This window comes from Streptomyces bungoensis, assembly GCF_001514215.1.
Classification (GTDB): Bacteria; Actinomycetota; Actinomycetes; order Streptomycetales; family Streptomycetaceae; genus Streptomyces; species Streptomyces bungoensis.
In genome coordinates, this window is record NZ_KQ948859.1 from 68165 (window position 1) to 85059 (window position 16895).

A 16895-nucleotide genomic window follows, 5' to 3' on the forward strand; every position below is an offset into this window, starting at 1 on the left:
GGGGGAGCGCCGCGTCCTTCTGCGGTCGACGGGGTCTTCGTGTGGGCCTAGGCTCCGGATCTGTGGATGCCAGGGGTTCCGACGGGGCGGCGGCCGGTGGGCCGGGGGTCTTGCTGCGCGCGCCCCGGGCCGGTGATCTCGGGTGGATCGTGCAGCGCAACGGTGCGCTGTACGCGGCCGAGTACGGCTGGAACGCCGAGTACGAGGGGCTGGTGGCGCGGATCGTCGCCGACTTCGCCGAGGATCACGACCCGCGTCGGGAACGGGTGTGGATCGCCGAGCTGGACGGCCGGGCGGTGGGATGCGTGATGTGCGTGCGGGACGCCGCCCCGGCCACCGCGCGCCTGCGGCTGCTGCTGGTCGAGCCCTCCGCGCGCGGGCACGGGATCGGCGACCGGCTGGTGCGCGCCGTCGTCGGCTTCGCGCGCGAGACCGGCTACCGGCACCTGGTGCTGTGGACCAACGACGTGCTCAGCGGCGCCCGGCGCCTCTACCAGCGGCACGGCTTCGTCCTCGTAGCCGAGAAACCCCACCGTTCCTTCGGCCGGGATCTGGTCGGCCAGGACTGGCGGTTGGATCTGCGCGGATCGGGCACCTGACGAGTAGGGTCCGAGCATGAAGCTGGCGTTCTCCACTCTCGGTGTCCCCGGTCTGCCCGTACCCGACGTCCTGGCGCTCGCGACCGCGCACGGCTATCACGGCGTGGAACTGCGCGCCCATCCCGAGGAACCGGTGCACCCCGGCCTCTCCCCGGCCGAACGCGCCGAGATCGCCTCGCAGTTCAAGGCGGCCGGCGTGGAGGTCCTGGGCCTCGCCGGATACACGCGGGTGGCCGCGCCCGGTGACGACGCGCCCGTCCTCGACGAGATCCGGCAGCTCCTGCAGCTGGCCCACGACCTGGGCGCCCCCTTCGTCCGGGTCCTCCCCGGCGCCGACCCGAACCTGCCCCCCGAGGAGTCCGACGCCATCGCCGCCCGGCGCCTGGGCGCCGCCGCCGAGGACGCCTCCGCGCTCGGCCCGCGGATCCTGCTGGAGACCCACGACTCGCACCGCACCGGCGCCGACGCGATCCGCGTCCTCGGACCGGTCGGGCACCGGCAGGTGGGCGCGCTGTGGGACGTGATGCACACCTGGCTGGGCGGCGAGCAGCCCGCGGACAGCTTCGCGGCGCTCGCCCCGCACCTCGGCTACGTCCAGGTCAAGGACATCGCCTCGGCCGACGACACCAGCCCGCTGCCGCTCGGCGCGGGCGTCCTGCCGCTCACCGAGTGCGTGGACGTGCTGTGCCGGAACGGCTGGGACGGCTGGCTGTGCTGGGAGTACGAGAAGCGGTGGTACGAGGCGGCCGCCCCGCTCCCGGAACTGCTCGACGCCGGCCGGGACCACCTCGTACGCCTGCTCGGAGAGGCCGCCTAGCCGTCGGGCGGCGCCGGTGGCGGCCGGTCACGCCGGAAATTCGCTCGCCGGGGTCGTGGTGCCCCGTTAGTCTCCCCCGGTGACCGCGCCGCCCGCCCTCCCCGGCCTGCCCTCATGAGCCTGGCCCGCTCGCTCGTCGACGTCACGCCGCTGCGCACCTCACCCGTCTTCCGGCGGCTGCTGATCGGGCGCACGGTCTCCCTGCTCGGCGGGTTCATGACCATGGTGACGGTCATGTACCAGGTCTGGGGCATGACCCGCAGCACGGCGTGGACCGGCGCGGTCGGGCTGGCGCAGGCGCTGCCCCTGGTGGTGTTCGGCCTGTTCGCCGGGGCCCGGGCGGACCGGGCGGACCGGCGCCGGATCTATCTGACGGCCACCGTGGGGCAGGCCGCCTGCTCGCTGCTGCTGGCCGTGCAGGGCTACACCGGGCACGTCCCGGTGGTGGCCGTCCTGGCGCTGGTCGCGGTGCAGGCGGCGTTCGGCGCGCTCGGGGCCCCGGCCGCCGGGGTGTTCGTACCGCGGCTGCTGCCCAGGGACCAGGTGGCCGCCGGTCTGGCCCTGAACCAGGTCGCCGGGAAGTCGATGATGCTCCTCGGCCCCGCGCTGGCCGGTGTGCTGCTGGGCCGGCTGGGCGTGGGCACCTGCTATCTGCTGGACGCCCTCAGCTTCGGCCTCGCCTTCTACGGTGCCTTCGGGCTGCCCCCGCTGCCGCCGGAGGGCGAGCCGTCGCGGGCGGGGCTGCACGGGGTGCTGGACGGGCTGCGGTTCCTGGCCGGGCACCGCGCGGTGCGCGGGGCGCTGGTCACGGACCTGGCCGCCACCGTGCTGTCCTTCCCGGTCAGCCTGTTCCCCCTGGTCAACGCCGAGCGGTTCGGCGACGACCCGCGCACCCTGGGCCTGTTCCTGTCGGCCCTGGCGGTGGGCGGCGTCGGGGCGACCGCGCTGTCCGGTGCGCTGACCCGGCTGGGGCGGCCCGGCCCGGTGATGCTGTGCGCCGCGGGCACCTGGGGCGTGTCCCTGGTCCTGTTCGGCCTGTCGACGAACCCGTGGGCCGGGCTCGGTCTGCTCGTCGTCGCGGGGGCCGGGGACGCCACCTCGGTCGTCGCCCGCTCCACCCTCGTGCAGACCCGGACCCCGGACGCGCTGCTGGGCCGGGTCACGGCCGCCGAGCAGATCGTGGGCCAGGCGGGCCCCAGCCTCGGCAACGTGCGCGGCGGTCTGCTGGCCGGCTGGACCTCCGGCACGTTCTCCCTGGTCACCGGGGGCCTGCTGTGCGTCCTCGCGGTGGCGGCGGTCGCGGCGACGACGCCCGAACTCCGGGACGCGGCCCGGGCGCTGCCCGAGGGGGCCTGAGCGCCGGCGGGCCGTCACAGCCTTCGCGCGCAGCCCACCGGCTCCCCGCCGCCGAGCTGGACGTAGAGGACCGTCGAGGCGGGGCAGGCGGACCTGGCGGTGACCGCCGTCGTGACCTCGTACTGCGGTGCCCGGGGGCCCGAGCCGTCGCAGGGGGTCTCGCGGACCCGGCCGCCGCCCACGTCGCGCACGCAGTCGCCCGGGATCGTGCGGGGGCCGCCTCCGGCGCCGGGGTCGCCGGGATGCGGCGGTTCCAGGTCGCGCATGCAGGCGTAGCCCGGGGGGATCGCGCCGAGGTCCTCGTCGCCGTCCGCGTCGCCCGCCGGCCGCTGGGCGCCGATGTGCAGGACGAAGTCGGCGAGCGGCGGGCACAGCGGGCCGTCGTCGGCCGTGCCGTCGTAGCGGGCGACGACCCGGGCGGCGGCCCGTTCGCTCGCGCACGGCACCTCGGTGACGGCGGCCGTGCCGAAGGAGCTGCACGCGCCGACCGCCAGGAACTGGGCGCCGTGGCCGGGGAGCTGGGCAGTGGTGGGCCCGGCGTTGCCGACGGGGGTGTCCCGCGGGCCCTGGCAGCCGCCGAGCAGGACGGCCGCGGCGAGGGCCGAGCAGACCGGCAGCAGCCGGTACGCCGCCCTCACGGCACCTTGCCCGCGCATCGCATTCCCCCCGGACGCCCCCGTCCAGCGTGGCCGCCGATGACGGGCCACGCCAGACGGGCCGGGGGTTTTCCTCCTTGTGGGTGCCGTGCGCCCGGTGCGGGGCGTACGCCTAGTACGTCAGCCCGTGGCCGATGGGGTACAGCACCTGGGCCGGGTCGTCCGCCCGTTGCACCGGCACCGGGAGCCTGCCGCGGGGGGACACCCGGCCGGCGACGACCCGCGCGGCGGCGCGCAGTTCGACGTCGGTCCAGCAGTAGGTCGCCAGGCAGGCCTTGACGCCGGCGAGCTGGGCGACGTCGTAGGGGTTGCGGACGGCGACGGCCACCACCGGCCGGCCGGTGGCCAGCAGCCGCTGGACCAGGGTCCGCTGACTGCTGCCCGCCGTGACGTTGTACGTCAGGACGACCACGGCGTCCGCCTCCTGAGCGGCCGTCACCGCCTGGTCGACGGTGGCCGCCGAGGGTGCGGTGCCCGTGGACAGGGCGGTGGCGGTGAAGCCGAGCCCGGTGAGGGCGGCGGCCAGGACGCCGGTGGGCGGCCCGGTGGTGCCGGACGGGGAGGCCGGGTCGGCGCCGACGACCAGGATCCGGGGTTCCCGGCCGCGGTCGAGCGGGAGCACGCCGCCGTCGTTGACCAGCAGCGTCGTGGTCCGCTCGGCGATCCGGTCGGCGGCGGCCAGGTGGGCCGCGGTGCCCACCGTCCGGTCGACGCCGGCCCGGGTGACGTACGGCGCCCGGTCGAGGAGACCGAGCCGGGACTTCAGGCGCAGGATCCGCAGGATCGATTCGTCCAGGCGGGCCTCGGTCAGTTCGCCGTCCTGGACGGCCTTCAGGACCGCGTGCCAGGCCACGTCGATGGACGGCGGGTTGAGCAGCTGGTCGACGCCGGCCTTCAGGGCCAGCACCGGCACCCGGTCGTCGCCGTACTTGGTGCGCACGCCCTCCATGCCGAGCGAGTCGGTGATCACCACCCCGTCGTAGCCGAGTTCGCCGCGCAGGATGCCGGTGAGGATCGGGTGGGAGAGGGTGGCCGGGTCGCCGGAGTCGTCGAGGGCCGGGAATTGGATGTGGGCCGTCATGATCGAGTCGATCCCGGCCCCGATCGCCGCCCGGAAGGGCACGGCGTCCAGCCGCTCCCACAGCTCCCGGCTGTGCGTGATGACCGGGAACCCGGTGTGGCTGTCGACGGCGGTGTCGCCGTGCCCCGGGAAGTGCTTGGCGGTCGCCGCGACGCGGGAGGCCTGGTAGCCCTCCACCTCGGCGGCCACCAGGGCGGCCACGGCCTCGGGGTCGGCGCCGAACGACCGTACGCCGATGACGGGGTTGGCCGGGTTGACGTTCACGTCGGCGTCCGGCGAGTAGTCCTGGTTGATGCCCATGGCGCGCAGCTCGGCGCCGGAGATCCGGCCGAGGGCGCGGGCGTCGGCACGGGCTCCGCCCGCCCGCCTCCCGCCACCGCCCTTCCGATGAAGCGCTTCGCGCCCTTTTTCTCCCGCACCGACGGCCATCGCGCCCGGGAACAGCGTGGCGGGCTTGCCCACCCGGCACACCGCGCCGTGCTCCTGGTCCGTGGCGATGAGCACCGGCAGGCCGCGGGGCTGCCCCAGCGAGGCCCGCTGGACGCCGTTGGACAGGTCGGCGATCTGCCGGGGGTCGCGGGTGTTGTGGGCCCAGGTGAAGTAGATGATGCCGCCGACCCGGTACTTCGCGATCAGCTCGGCGGCCGTGCGGACCCCGATCTCCTTGAGGTTGGCGTCGATGTCGGCCTGGTCGGGGGCGGTGGCGGAGTGGCCGTAGACCCGCATGACGAAGAGCTGGCCGACCTTCTCCTCCAGGGTCATCCGGGAGACGAGGGAGCTCAGCCGCCGGTCGTCCGCCGGCGGGTCGGCGTGGGCGGTGCCGGCCCGGACCGTCAGCGCGGCGGTGAGGCCCGCGGTCGCGGCGAGGACGGTACGTCTGGACGGCCGTGCGGTGTTTCCCGTGCCTGCCGTGCTGCTGTCGTGCACGTGCGCTCCTTCCGGAGGAGAACCGCTTGAAGGAAACTTCCAAAGGGCACCAATATCCGGGAAGTTTCTTTCCGTCAAGACAACGCACAGGAAGCGGGGACGGCGCCGCCACCGGCGCATGGGAGGGGGGCGCGCCGGTGGCGGCGGACCGCCGGGCGTGGCGCGCACCCGCACCACGGGGCTCGCCCGGCGGTCCGGCCCTTCGACGGCGCAGGGCGGCGGCGGGTTCCACGGCGGCCGGGCGAGGGCCGGCCCCCGGTGCGGGGGCCGGCCCCGGGGCTCAGGGCCGCAGCGCGGGTTCGCGCTCCGCGTCCCGTACGTCCAGCCGCGAGTCGTACCGGGCGAGCGGCCGCGCCGCAGACGGGTTCGCCAGCACCGCCGGGGACGCGACTCCCGCCCACGCGAGGATCCTGGCCGTGGCCGACGCCTTCTGCTCGGCGACCAGGCCCGCCACGTTCGCGCCGTGGTTCATGCTGGGCGCCGTGAGGACGAAGGAGTCACGGGCGCCCGCGCCGAGCCGGAAGCGCTCGGCGCCCCACGGGTCGTTCTGCCCGTACACGAAGAGCATGTGCCGGGCGTGGTGGCGCACCCAGGTGTCCACGTCCCGCATCGCGTCCGGCTGGAAGCGCATGGGGATGGAGCGCGGCACGAAGTTGCGCGGCGGCTGGTAGCCGTAGCGGAGCAACTTCCGCTCGATGTAGGGGAAGTGGATGGTGGGGGCGCCCAGCTGGGTGCCCGCCTGGTAGTAGTACGGCGTGTACGGCTCCAGGCCCTGGTCGGTGTAGGCGGAGAAGCCGGAGACGGTGTCGACCGAGTCCCAGATCGCGTCGTCGGTGGCGCTCGCCGCGTCGGCGGGGACGCTGTCGCAGTCCTTCAGCAGGCTGTACTGCCAGAAGCCCCAGACGTAGTCGAGGACGACCGCCTCGTAGGCCTTGTCGAGGCTGCCGATGGTGTCGAAGGTGTAGCCGTGGTCGGCGGCGTACTGCGCGTACCTCTTCTCCAGGGGCTCGCGGCGCACCAGCGCCTCGCGCTGCACGGCGTTCAGCCGGTCGCGGCACTCCCGGGTGCCGACGCGGGTGAAGAAGCGGTCGTAGGCCGAGTCCTCGCGGTTGACGACGTCGTTGGGGGCGACGTAGGCGACGACGCCGTCCATGTCGTGCGGGTAGAAGCGCTCGTAGTAGGTGGCGGTCATGCCGCCCTTGGAGCCGCCGGTGGCCAGCCAGTTGCCGCCGTAGATCGGCTTCAGCGCCTCGTAGACGCGGTGCTGGTCGCTTGCCGCCTGCCAGATGTCCAGCTTCGACCAGTCGGCCGGGTCGGGACGGGACGGGGTGAAGAAGCGGTACTCCAGGGAGACCTGGTTGCCGTCCACGATCTGGGTGGGCTCGCGGCGGGACGGCGTCGTGGAGACGTTGTAGCCGGACGTGTAGAAGACCGTGGGCCGGCTGGTGTCCTTGTGCAGCACGGTGATCCGCTGCTGGAAGGTGCCGTGGTCCGGGTGCCGGTGGTCGACCGGCTGGGTGTAGGTGAGGACGAAGTAGCGGTAGCCCGGGTAGGGCTTCTCCTGGACCAGGCTGATGCCGGGTACGGCCAGCAGCCGGTCCTTGATGTCGGTGGGCTCGGGCTGGGCGGCGGTGGCCGTGGCCGCTGTGCTCAGCGTGCCTATGAGCACCGTGAGCGCCAGCAGCCATCTGAGCGCCTTGCGCATGCGCACTCCCCTGTGAGACAGATGTGCGCCGCAAGCTACTTGAACAACTGTTTGCACACCAGAGGGAGTTGAGTGACGCGCGCGTTCAGCACAGGATCCAGCCGGAGCTGACCGACTGGCCGCCCACCGAGCCCTTGACCCACACGCAGCGCTGCCCGGCGTGCACGGTCACCGGTCCGGCGAGGTACTTGTAGCGGCCCTTGTCCACGACCGGCCGGTTGCCGCGGGCCTGGACGCTGACCGACATCGCGCGCTTGGCGCCGGGCTGCCGGGCGACGGTGACGGCGCAGACGTAGCCGTTGCGCTTGTAGACGTGGACGACGCCGTCGCCGAAGGGCAGGCTGCGCACCTCGTGCCCGGCGCAGGAACCGGCCGTCGCCGCCTGGGCGGTGGCGGGCACCGCGAGGGCGAGCGCGCCGGAGGCTGCCACGACGGTCGCGCCGAGCGCCAGGCGCCGTCGCATCGCACCACTGTCCACTGCTGTCCTCCCCGTACCGCACCTTGCGTCAGCGATGACCGTACTGATGTACGGACGCACGACAGGTACGTGATGGTTGCACGGCGGCCGGCGCGCGCCCCCACCCGCGCGCCGGCGCCGCCTCAGCGGGTGACCCCGACCGGCTCCTCCGGCTCCGACCGGCCGAGGAAGGTCCACCACAGGTCGGCGTACCGGCCGCCGCGGGCCAGGAGTTCCTCGTGGGTGCCGTCCTCGGCCACCCGGCCGTGGTCCATCAGCACCACCCGGTCGGCGCGGGCCGCCGTGGTCAGGCGGTGGGCGACCACCAGCGTCGTACGGCGGCCCGCCAGCCGGTCGGTGGCCTGGTTGACCTGTGCCTCGGTGGCCAGGTCCAGCGCGGCCGTGGCCTCGTCCAGCAGCAGCACGTCGGGGTCGACGAGTTCGGCGCGGGCGAGCGCGATGAGCTGGCGCTGGCCGGCCGAGAGGTTGCGGCCGCGCTCGGCTACCTCGTGCAGGTAGCCGCCCGTGAGCCGGGCGATCATCTCGTGCGCGCCGACCGCCCGGGCGGCCGCCTCGACCTCGGCGTCGGTGGCGTCGGGACGGCCGTAGGCGATGGCGTCGCGGACCGTGCCCGGGAAGAGGTAGGCCTCCTGCGGGACCACCCCGAGCCGGTGCCGGTAGGCCGTCAGGTCCAGGTCGCGCAGGTCCGTGCCGTCGGCCGTGACCCGCCCGGAGGTGGGGTCGTAGAACCGCGCCACCAGCTTGACCAGCGTCGACTTGCCGGCGCCCGTCTCGCCGACGAAGGCGACCGTCTGCCCGGCGGGTATCCGCAGGTCGACGCCGGACAGCGCCTCCTCGTCGTCGCCGTACGCGAAGTGCACGTTCTCGAAGGCGATCTCGCCGCGCAGGGAGGGCACGGCGAGCGGCTGCCCGGCGGGCCGGGTGGACGTCGGTTCGCGCAGCAGCTCCTGGATGCGGCCCAGCGAGACGGTGGCCTGCTGGTAGCCGTCGAAGACCTGGGAGAGCTGCTGGACCGGCGCGAAGAACAGGTCGATGTAGAGCAGGTACGCCACGAGCGCGCCCGTGGTCAGCGTGGCCGCCTCCACCCGGCCGGCGCCCGCGATCAGCACGGCGGCCGCGGCGACGGAGGACAGCAGCTGGACGAAGGGGAAGTAGACGGAGATCAGCCACTGGCCGCGGATGCGGGCGCTGCGGTAGCTGTCGCTGCGCTCGGCGAACCGCCGGCCGCCGTCCCGCTCGCGCCGGAAGGCCTGCACGATCCTGAGCCCGGCGACCGACTCCTGCAGGTCGGCGTTGACCACCGACACGCGTTCGCGGGCGAGTTCGTACGCCTTCACGCTCGCCCGGCGGAAGAAGAACGTGGCGACGACCAGCGGGGGCAGGGTGGCGAAGACGACGAGGGCGAGCTGCAGGTCGATCACCAGCAGGGCGACCATGATGCCGAAGAAGGTGACGACCGAGACGAACGCCGTGACCAGGCCGGTCTGCAGGAAGGTCGACAGGGCGTCGACGTCGGTGGTCATCCGGGTCATGATCCGGCCGGTCAGCTCGCGCTCGTAGTAGTCCAGGCCGAGCCGCTGGAGCTGCGCGAAGATCTTCAGCCGCAGCGCGTACAGCACGCGCTCGCCGGTCCGCCCGGTCATCCGGGTCTCGCCGGTCTGCGCGGCCCACTGCACCAGCACGGTGACGAGCCCCAGCAGCGAGGCCGCCCACACGGCACCCAGGGCGGTCTTGCTGACGCCCTGGTCGATGCCGTGCCGGATCAGCACCGGCAGCAGCAGCCCGGCACCCGCGTCCACCGCGACCAGCAGCAGGCTGACGAGCAGGGGCGCCCCGAAGCCGCGCAGCAGGCGCCTGAGGCCGTAGGACTCCTCGGGGCGGACCGCCCGGTCCTCGTCGATGTCGGGGGTGTCGGTTGCCGGCGGCAGCGCCTCGACCTGGGCCAGCAGCTCGGGCGTGGCCGGGGTGCCCGCCGTGTCCGCGTCCCGCGGCCGGCGCTCGCCCGTCCACAGCCGGGGCGTGATGCCGGCCTCGGCGTCGTACTCGGCGTCCAGCTCCTCGCGCAGGCTGGTGTCCTCCTGCGGTGCGCTGGGGCCCGTGTGGCCCGGGGAGACACCGCCCAGCTCGTCGGGGTCGGTGAGCAGCCGGCGGTAGAGCGCGCAGCGCTGCTGGAGCTCGTCGTGGGTGCCGAGGTCGGCGAGCCGTCCGCCGTCCAGGACGGCGATGCGGTCGGCGAGGTTCAGGGTGGAGCGGCGGTGGGCGATGAGGAGGGTCGTACGGCCCTCCATGACGTGCTGGAGCGCCTCGTGGATCTCGTGCTCGACGCGGGCGTCCACGGCCGAGGTGGCGTCGTCCAGGACGAGCAGGCGCGGGTCGGTGAGCAGGGCGCGGGCGAGCGCGACGCGCTGGCGCTGGCCGCCGGAGAGCGTCAGGCCGTGCTCGCCGACCCTGGTGTCGTAGCCGTCGGGCAGCTCGGCGATGAACCGGTCCGCCTGGGCGGCGCGGGCGGCGGCCTCGACCTCCTCCTGGGTGGCGTCGGGACGGCCGTAGGCGATGTTGTCGTGGACGGTGTCGGAGAACAGGAACGAGTCCTCCGGGACCAGGCCGATCGCCGCCCGGAGCGAGTCCAGGGTCAGCTCGCGCACGTCGTGGCCGCCGATGAGGACGGCGCCCCGGGTGACGTCGTAGAAGCGCGGCAGGAGCAGGGAGACGGTCGACTTGCCGGAGCCGGAGGAGCCGACGACGGCCAGGGTCTCCCCCGGGCGGATCTCGAAGCTGAGTCCTTCGAGGACGGGGTGGTCGTCGTCGTAGCCGAAGGAGACGTCGTCGAACTCGACGGTGGCGGGGGCGTCCGCCGGCAGGGTCCGGGTGCCGTCCTTCAGGGTCGGCTCGGTGTCGATCAGCTCCAGGACGCGCTCGGTGCCGGCGCGGGCCTGCTGGCCGACGGTGAGGACGACCGCGAGCATCCGGACCGGGCCGACCAGCTGGGCGAGGTAGGTGGAGAAGGCGACGAAGGTGCCGAGGGTGATGTGGCCGCGCACGGCCAGCCAGCCGCCGAGGGCCAGCATGGCGACCTGGCCGAGGGCCGGGACGGCCTGGAGGGCGGGGGTGAACCGGCTGTTGAGGCGGATGGTGCGCAGCCGTCCCGCGAAGAGCCGCCGGCCGACCTCGCGGAGCTTGCCGGTCTCCTGGTCCTCCTGCCCGAAGCCCTTGACCACGCGGACGCCGCTCACCGCGCCGTCGACCACGCCCGCGACGGCGGCGGCCTGGGCCTGGGCGTACCAGGTGGCGGGGTGCAGCCTGGTGCGGCTGCGCTTGGCGATGAGGTACAGCGCCGGGGCGACGGCGAGGGCGACCAGGGTCAGCGGCAGCGACAGCCAGGCCATGATCCCCAGGGAGATCAGGAAGAGCAGGACGTTCCCGATGGTCATCGGGAGCATGAAGAGCAGGCCCTGGATCAGCTGCAGGTCGCTGGTGGCCCGGCCGACCACCTGCCCCGTGGACAGCTCGTCCTGGCGGCGGCCGTCGAGGCGGGTGATCGTGCCGTACATCTCCGTCCGCAGGTCGTGCTGGACGTCGAGGGCGAGCCGGCCGCCGTAGTAGCGGCGGACGTAGGTGGAGGCGTAGACGAGCAGGGCCGCGCCGATCAGGGCGCCCGCCCAGGGGGCCATGGAGCGGGTGTGCGTGCCGATGACGTCGTCGATGATCACCTTGGTGACCAGCGGGACGACGGCCATCACGGCCATGCCGGCGAGGGAGGAGCCGAGGGCCAGGACGACGTCCTTCGGATACCGCCAGGCGTATCCCGCCAGCCGTCGTGCCCATCCCCGTCGCGTGCCCACACCGGTGCCTTCCTGTCGACCAGTCCACCTGCTCTACCGGAAGGCACCAACGCCGGCGGGGACGGATTTCATCCCCGCGCAACAAAACGGGGGCAGGCGTCAGACGCGGACCCGCAGGTAGTAGAAGCGTGTGGTCTGGGCCGGGTTCGCGTTGTCGTCGCTGACCAGGACGACCTTCAGCCGCCCGGTGCGGTCGCGCCCCGTGATCGTCATGCCCTCGATGTTGTCGAGCAGCGGGTTCGGCTGGGGCTGCTTCGCGGTCGCGCCGAGGCTCGGGCAGGTGACGAGGTCGGCCAGCAGCGTCTTGCCCACCGGGCGGACGCCCGGCTGCCCGGTCAGGTACGTGATGCCGCTGGTGTCCGTGGCGTGGCGCGGGTCGGCGAGGTAGAGGCGGACGGTGTTGCCGTAGCCCGCGGTGAAGCCGCGTTCCAGGACCAGCAGCCGTCCGTCGGGGAGGGCCTGGACCTCGGGGACGCCGAGGCCGGGGTCGGTGCGGTAGGCGTACTGGGCGGCGAGCCGAAAGCGGTCGTGGTGGCGCTGCCAGGTCTGGAAGCGGACGATCCCGGGCGAGTCCCCCGCGATCGCGCCCTCCATGGCGGCCAGCAGGGCGCGGCCGCCGGGCAGCGGGGTCAGGCCCTCGAAGGTCTGGTTGGGGGTGGCGCGCCCGGCCGGGGCGACCAGCAGGGCGGGCGGGACCGGGAGGCGGTCGAGGATCCTGCCGTCGCGGGAGTAGCGGCGGACGGACGGCTCGGTCTCGGAGGAGACGAGCCGGGTGCCGTCCTTTTCGACGGCGATTCCCTCGGAGTCGAGTTCGGCGCCGTTCTCGTCGGCGAGGCGGACGGCCGCCTTCGGCCGCAGGGTCACCGGGTCCAGGTCGAACAGGACGGAGCGGTCCTCGAGCGCGGCGAGGGAGCCGTCGGTGTCCACGGCGAGGGCGGAGAAGTTGCCGACGAAGATGCCGTGGTACGTCGTCTTGTCGAGGGCGTCGGAGAAGCGCTGGATGGAGACGCGGGGCGAGCAGGGGTGGTCGTGGTCGGGCTCGGGGCCCGCGTGGGCGGGGGCGGGCCCGGCGGCGGTCAGGCAGGTGGCCGCCGCCAGGCCGGCGGCGAGGCCGGCGAGTACGGATCTCAGGCGCATGCCGGTCACCGTAGGGCGCTCGGGTGTCCGGCGGGAGACCCGTCCGTGAAGGCTCAGCCTTGTGGTGGAACCGCGACGAACGCCTCGCGGGGCTCGCTGGTCGGGGTGTAGCGCAGGACGCCGGAGGTGGTCGGCACCAGGTCCTTGTGGATGGCCTCGGCGACGTTCTGGATGGTGGTGACGCCGTAGCTCATGGTGCTGTTGTCCTGCGTCAGCACGGACATCATGTAGTCGTGGCCGCCGCCGTCGAACGTGCCGAGGCTGTGCACGCGCCAGCCGTGCGTGGCGCGCTCCAGCCAGCCGTTCTTGACGTGCACGGTGACCGTGGACGGAGCGCCGGCGGGCGTGCCCCAGCGCTGCGAGGAGACGACCTGGCTCATCAGCTTGAGGATGTAGGCGCGGGAGTTGTCGCTCAGCACGGTGTTCTTGGCGGTGACCAGCTTGAGCAGCTTCTGCTCGTCGGTGACGTTCTCCTGGGTCAGGCCCCAGTAACCGTTCGCGCCGGGCACGGTCTTCGTCATCCCGGCGGCGGCGAGGAAGCCCTTGATCTTCGTCAGGCCCAGCTGCTTCCAGAGGGTGCTGGTCGCGCTGTTGTCCGACTTGGTGATCATGGCCTTGGCGAGCGAGGTCTCACGGTCCGTCAGGTACCGGTTGTGCTTCTTCGCGTCCCACAGCAGCGTGGCGAGGACGGTGACCTTGACGGTGCTGGCCGAGTCGTAGGCGCTGGTCGCACGCAGGGTGCAGGTGGTCTTGGTGACGCGGTCGTACAGACCGATCGCGACCGTGCCCCTGCGGTTCGCGAGCGCCGCGGTGATGTCCTTCTTCAGCTTGTCGGCGAGGCCGGCCTTGGCGGAGGTGCAGCTGACGGTGGGTGCGGTGGCCGCGGCGGCCGGGGTGGCGGCGACCGCGGTGGGTATGAGCACGGCGGCGCCGAGGGCTGCGGCGAGCGCGCCGGTGCGGCCGGATATCCGGTGAGTCATGAAGAGTTCCCCTTGAACGTCGTACGGGCGTCCCCCTGAACGCCTTGAGCGCACCCGTGCGCTGCCAGGTGGGACTCACCACGGTGGCGGGAGGTTGTACGCGCGTTGCGGGGAGCGGAGTTCGAAGGGCCCGGCGTGGGGCAATGCTTCACCCATGCCGGAGCAGACGGAGACAGCGCACAAGCGGTCGGGACGGTTGTTCGCGGCACTGGCCGTGCTGCACTTCCTGGCCGAACGGGGCCGGGACCTGCCGAGCCCCGACGGGTTCGGGGTGAAGGACAGCCTGCCGGACCGGACGAACGGTCTCAGGCAGCAGGCGTGCGACAACCTGGATCTGGCGCGGGGCCGGGGAGGCGACCACTGGAAGGCCGCGTCGAGGACGTTCCAGTCGATACCCGCCTTCATGGAGGAGGGCAGCCTGCCGGGCAAGAACATGAGCCCTGCGGAGTCGGCGCAGCACCGGGCGGGCTACGAAGCCCAACTGGCCGCCGTCAGCGAGGACTTCCCCGAACTGTTCCGCTGAGCCCGCGTCCGGCTCTCAGCGAACCCGGCCTCCGTCCGAGCGCGGCCGGCCGAGGGCGGACACCACGACGGCCCCTGACCACAGTGGTCGGGGGCCGTTCGGCTGCAACCGGTCAGATCGCTCCCAGGTGCGTCGGCGCGAACATCCTCAGCACCGCCGGCAGCACCACCACCGACGGACCCGGGGTCGACAGGGCCTTCGCCAGGTCGGTCTCCAGGGTTTCCGGGGTCGTGCGGACGGCCGGGACGCCGAAGGACTCCGCGAGGGCCACGTAGTCGGGGCGGGTCAGTTCCGTGGCCGTGGCCTGGCCGAAGGTGTCCGCCATGTACTCGCGGAGGATGCCGTAGCCGCCGTCGTCGACGATCAGCCAGGTGACCGGCAGGTCGTACTGCCTGGCCGTGGCCAGTTCCGCGATCGAGTACAGGGCTCCGCCGTCGCCGGAGACCGCCAGCACCGGGCGGGCCGGGTCGGCCGCCGCCGCGCCGAGCGCCGCCGGGAAGCCGTAGCCGAGGCCGCCGGCGCCCTGGGCGGAGTGCATGAGGTTCGTGCCGCGCGGGTCGAAGGCGGACCAGGCCCAGTACGCGAGGATCGTCATGTCCCAGAAGGACGGGGAGCCGGCCGGCAGGGCGCGCCGGACCGACGCCAGCACGTCCTGTTCCAGGGTCAGTTCCTGGGCCGCGATGCGGGCGGCGACCTTCGCGAGGAGGCCTTGGACCCGCTCCGGCGCCGACGGGTCCGTGCGCTCCTCCACCGTCTCCAGCAGGGCCTGGAGCGCGAGGCGGGCGTCCGCGTGGATGCCGAGGGCCGGGTGGTTGGACTCCAGCTTGCCGAGGTCCGCCTCGATCTGGATCACCCGGCCGCGGGGGGTGAACGTGTGGTAGTTCGAGGAGAGTTCACCCAGGCCCGAGCCGACCACCAGCAGGACGTCGGCGTCCTCCAGGAAGTCCGTGGTGTGCCGGTCCTCCAGCCAGGACTGGAGCGACAGCGGGTGCTCCCAGGGGAACGCGCCCTTGCCGCCGAAGGTGGTCACCACCGGCGCGTCCAGCTTCTCGGCCAGCTGCAGCAGCTTGCCCGACGCGTCCGACCGTACGGCCCCGCCGCCCGCGATGACCGCCGGGCGGGCCGCGCGGGACAGCAGATCCGCCGCCACCGCCGTCAGTTCGGGGCGCGGGACCAGTTCCTCGGGCGTGGCGTCCGGCGCCGTCACCACCGGCAGGGAGGTCTCCGCCAGCAGCACGTCCTGCGGGATCTCCACCCAGACCGGGCCGTGCGGGGCCGTCAGCGCCGACCTCCAGGCCGCCGCGATCGCGGACGGGATCTGGGACTGGGTGCGGACCGTGTGGACCGACTTGACCACGCCCCGGAACGAGGCCGCCTGGTCGGGGAGTTCGTGGAGGTAGCCGTGCCGGCCGCCGCCCAGGCCCGCCGTCGGGATCTGGCTGCTGATCGCGAGGACGGGGGCGGAGGCCGCCGCCGCCTCCTGCAGCGCGGCCAGGGACGTCAGGGCGCCCGGGCCGGTCGAGAGCAGCAGCGGGGCCGCCTCGCCGGTGATCCGGCCGTACGCGTCCGCCGCGAAGCCCGCGTTGTTCTCCACCCGCAGGCCGACGTAGCGGAGCGAGGAGCGGCGCAGGGCGTCGAACATGCCGAGGGCGTGCTGGCCGGGCAGGCCGAAGACCGTGGTCGCGCCGAGCCCGGCCAGCGTCTCCACGACCAGGTCTCCGCCGTTGCGGCCGGGGGGAGGATTCAGCGCCGCCTCCTGCTGGGCTTCGGTCGGGCGGAGTACCAGGTCGTGGTCGTGCGTCACTTCGCTTCCGCGTCCTTCCGGGCCGCCGCGATCTGGCGGCTCATGAGGGTGGTCAGTTCGTAGGCCGTGTGGGAGGCCGCCACCGAGGTGATCTCCGCGTGGTCGTACGCGGGCGCCACCTCGACGACGTCCGCCGAGACCAGGTTGCAGGAGGCGAGCCCGCGCAGGATCTCCAGCAGCTCACGGGAGGTCATGCCGCCGGCCTCGGGGGTGCCGGTGCCGGGCGCGTGGGCCGGGTCCAGGCAGTCGATGTCGATGGAGATGTACAGCGGGCGGTCGCCGATGCGCTGGCGGAGCTGGTCGGCGACCTCGTCGGCGCCCCGGCGGTAGACGTCGGCGGACGTGACGATGCCGAAGCCCATCTTCTCGTCGTCGGTCAGGTCCTGCTTGCCGTACAGGGGGCCGCGGGTGCCGACGTGGGACAGGGCCGAGGTGTCGAGGATGCCCTCCTCGACCGCCCGGCGGAACGGGGTGCCGTGGGTGTACTCGGCGCCGAAGTACGTGTCCCAGGTGTCCAGGTGGGCGTCGAAGTGGAGCAGCGCCACCGGGCCGTGCTTCTTCGCGACCGACCGCAGCAGCGGCAGCGCGATGGTGTGGTCGCCGCCCAGGGTCATCAGGCGGGCGCCGGTGCCGAGCAGCTCGTCCGCCGCCGCCTCGATCGTCTCGACGGCCTCGTTGATGTTGAACGGGTTGACGGCGATGTCGCCGCCGTCCGCCACCTGGGCCAGGGCGAAGGGGGACGCGTCCTGCGCCGGGTTGTAGGGGCGCAGCAGCCGGGACGCCTCGCGGATGGCGTTGCCGCCGAAGCGGGCGCCCGGCCGGTACGAGACGCCCGAGTCGAACGGCACGCCCACGACGGCGACGTCGGTGGTGCCGACCTCGTCCAGCCGGGGCAGCCGGGCGAAGGTCGCGGGTCCGGCGTACCGCGGGATGCGGGAGGAGTCGACGGGTCCGCGGGGCGTCTCGTTGCCGCTCATGATGAAATGCCTT

At 73.6% G+C, this 16895-nt stretch carries 13 protein-coding genes; 4 read left to right on the top strand and 9 right to left on the bottom strand.

Annotated features, from left to right (window positions below; translation table 11 throughout):
• The 3 genes from AQJ66_RS19380 to AQJ66_RS19390 form a co-directional block, all read left to right on the top strand.
• Positions 1–599: GNAT family N-acetyltransferase (locus tag AQJ66_RS19380; protein WP_159052586.1), on the top strand; the 599-nt coding region annotated here is incomplete at its 5' end.
• A 16-nt stretch (positions 600–615) separates the two neighbouring features.
• Positions 616–1416 carry a sugar phosphate isomerase/epimerase family protein gene (locus tag AQJ66_RS19385; RefSeq protein WP_061923517.1) on the top strand — a complete coding sequence of 267 codons (801 nt, stop codon included), beginning with the start codon at positions 616–618 and terminating at the stop codon, positions 1414–1416.
• Between the two features lie 114 nt (positions 1417–1530).
• Entirely contained in the window at positions 1531–2772 is a 1242-nt protein-coding gene (locus tag AQJ66_RS19390) for an MFS transporter (RefSeq protein ID WP_061923520.1), read from the top strand.
• 14 nt (positions 2773–2786) lie between these two features.
• Here the strand turns inward: AQJ66_RS19390 and AQJ66_RS19395 are convergent, their stop codons facing one another.
• The 7 genes from AQJ66_RS19395 to AQJ66_RS19425 all read right to left on the bottom strand — a co-directional run bounded on the left by AQJ66_RS19395 (position 2787) and on the right by AQJ66_RS19425 (position 13578).
• Entirely contained in the window at positions 2787–3428 is a 642-nt protein-coding gene (locus AQJ66_RS19395) for a hypothetical protein (RefSeq protein ID WP_061923523.1), read from the bottom strand.
• A gap of 112 nt (positions 3429–3540) precedes the next feature.
• The gene (locus AQJ66_RS19400; protein WP_061923527.1) at positions 3541–5436 is read right to left on the bottom strand and encodes a glycoside hydrolase family 3 protein; all 1896 of its coding nucleotides are present in this window, start codon (positions 5434–5436) and stop codon (positions 3541–3543) included.
• Positions 5437–5716: 280 nt separating this feature from the next.
• Entirely contained in the window at positions 5717–7141 is a 1425-nt protein-coding gene (locus AQJ66_RS19405; RefSeq protein ID WP_061923530.1) for a S28 family serine protease, read from the bottom strand.
• Between the two features lie 85 nt (positions 7142–7226).
• Positions 7227–7619, bottom strand: a complete 393-nt coding sequence (locus AQJ66_RS19410) for a hypothetical protein (RefSeq protein ID WP_061923533.1) — start codon at positions 7617–7619, stop codon at positions 7227–7229.
• 122 nt (positions 7620–7741) lie between these two features.
• Positions 7742–11461, bottom strand: a complete 3720-nt coding sequence (locus tag AQJ66_RS19415; protein WP_061923536.1) for an ABC transporter ATP-binding protein — start codon at positions 11459–11461, stop codon at positions 7742–7744.
• Positions 11462–11560: 99 nt separating this feature from the next.
• Positions 11561–12598 carry an esterase-like activity of phytase family protein gene (locus AQJ66_RS19420; RefSeq protein ID WP_061924030.1) on the bottom strand — a complete coding sequence of 346 codons (1038 nt, stop codon included), beginning with the start codon at positions 12596–12598 and terminating at the stop codon, positions 11561–11563.
• 53 nt (positions 12599–12651) lie between these two features.
• Positions 12652–13578 carry a serine hydrolase gene (locus AQJ66_RS19425; RefSeq protein ID WP_061923540.1) on the bottom strand — a complete coding sequence of 309 codons (927 nt, stop codon included), beginning with the start codon at positions 13576–13578 and terminating at the stop codon, positions 12652–12654.
• 154 nt (positions 13579–13732) lie between these two features.
• Between AQJ66_RS19425 and AQJ66_RS19430 the strand changes: the two genes are divergently transcribed.
• The gene (locus AQJ66_RS19430) at positions 13733–14101 is read left to right on the top strand and encodes a hypothetical protein (protein ID WP_159052587.1); all 369 of its coding nucleotides are present in this window, start codon (positions 13733–13735) and stop codon (positions 14099–14101) included.
• 112 nt (positions 14102–14213) lie between these two features.
• On the opposite strand, the gene AQJ66_RS19435 is transcribed toward AQJ66_RS19430, so the two are convergent.
• Both AQJ66_RS19435 and speB read right to left on the bottom strand, forming a co-directional pair.
• Entirely contained in the window at positions 14214–15905 is a 1692-nt protein-coding gene (locus AQJ66_RS19435; protein WP_061923547.1) for a thiamine pyrophosphate-binding protein, read from the bottom strand.
• Positions 15902–16882, bottom strand: coding sequence for an agmatinase (speB, locus tag AQJ66_RS19440; RefSeq protein WP_061923550.1), 981 nt, complete (start codon positions 16880–16882; stop codon positions 15902–15904). Before speB ends, AQJ66_RS19435 begins: the two co-directional genes overlap by 4 nt.
• Positions 16883–16895 lie beyond the last annotated feature (13 nt).

What these genes read in the sequence shown, in the direction of transcription:
- AQJ66_RS19420 (WP_061924030.1), bottom strand. Translation starts at nt 12,598, where the DNA reads ATGCGCCTGAGATCCGTACTCGCCGGCCTCGCCGCCGGCCTGGCGGCG.
- speB (WP_061923550.1), bottom strand. Translation starts at nt 16,882, where the DNA reads ATGAGCGGCAACGAGACGCCCCGCGGACCCGTCGACTCCTCCCGCATC.
- AQJ66_RS19385 (WP_061923517.1), top strand. Translation starts at nt 616, where the DNA reads ATGAAGCTGGCGTTCTCCACTCTCGGTGTCCCCGGTCTGCCCGTACCC.
- AQJ66_RS19390 (WP_061923520.1), top strand. Translation starts at nt 1,531, where the DNA reads ATGAGCCTGGCCCGCTCGCTCGTCGACGTCACGCCGCTGCGCACCTCA.
- AQJ66_RS19395 (WP_061923523.1), bottom strand. Translation starts at nt 3,428, where the DNA reads ATGCGCGGGCAAGGTGCCGTGAGGGCGGCGTACCGGCTGCTGCCGGTC.
- AQJ66_RS19425 (WP_061923540.1), bottom strand. Translation starts at nt 13,578, where the DNA reads ATGACTCACCGGATATCCGGCCGCACCGGCGCGCTCGCCGCAGCCCTC.
- AQJ66_RS19430 (WP_159052587.1), top strand. Translation starts at nt 13,733, where the DNA reads ATGCCGGAGCAGACGGAGACAGCGCACAAGCGGTCGGGACGGTTGTTC.
- AQJ66_RS19405 (WP_061923530.1), bottom strand. Translation starts at nt 7,141, where the DNA reads ATGCGCAAGGCGCTCAGATGGCTGCTGGCGCTCACGGTGCTCATAGGC.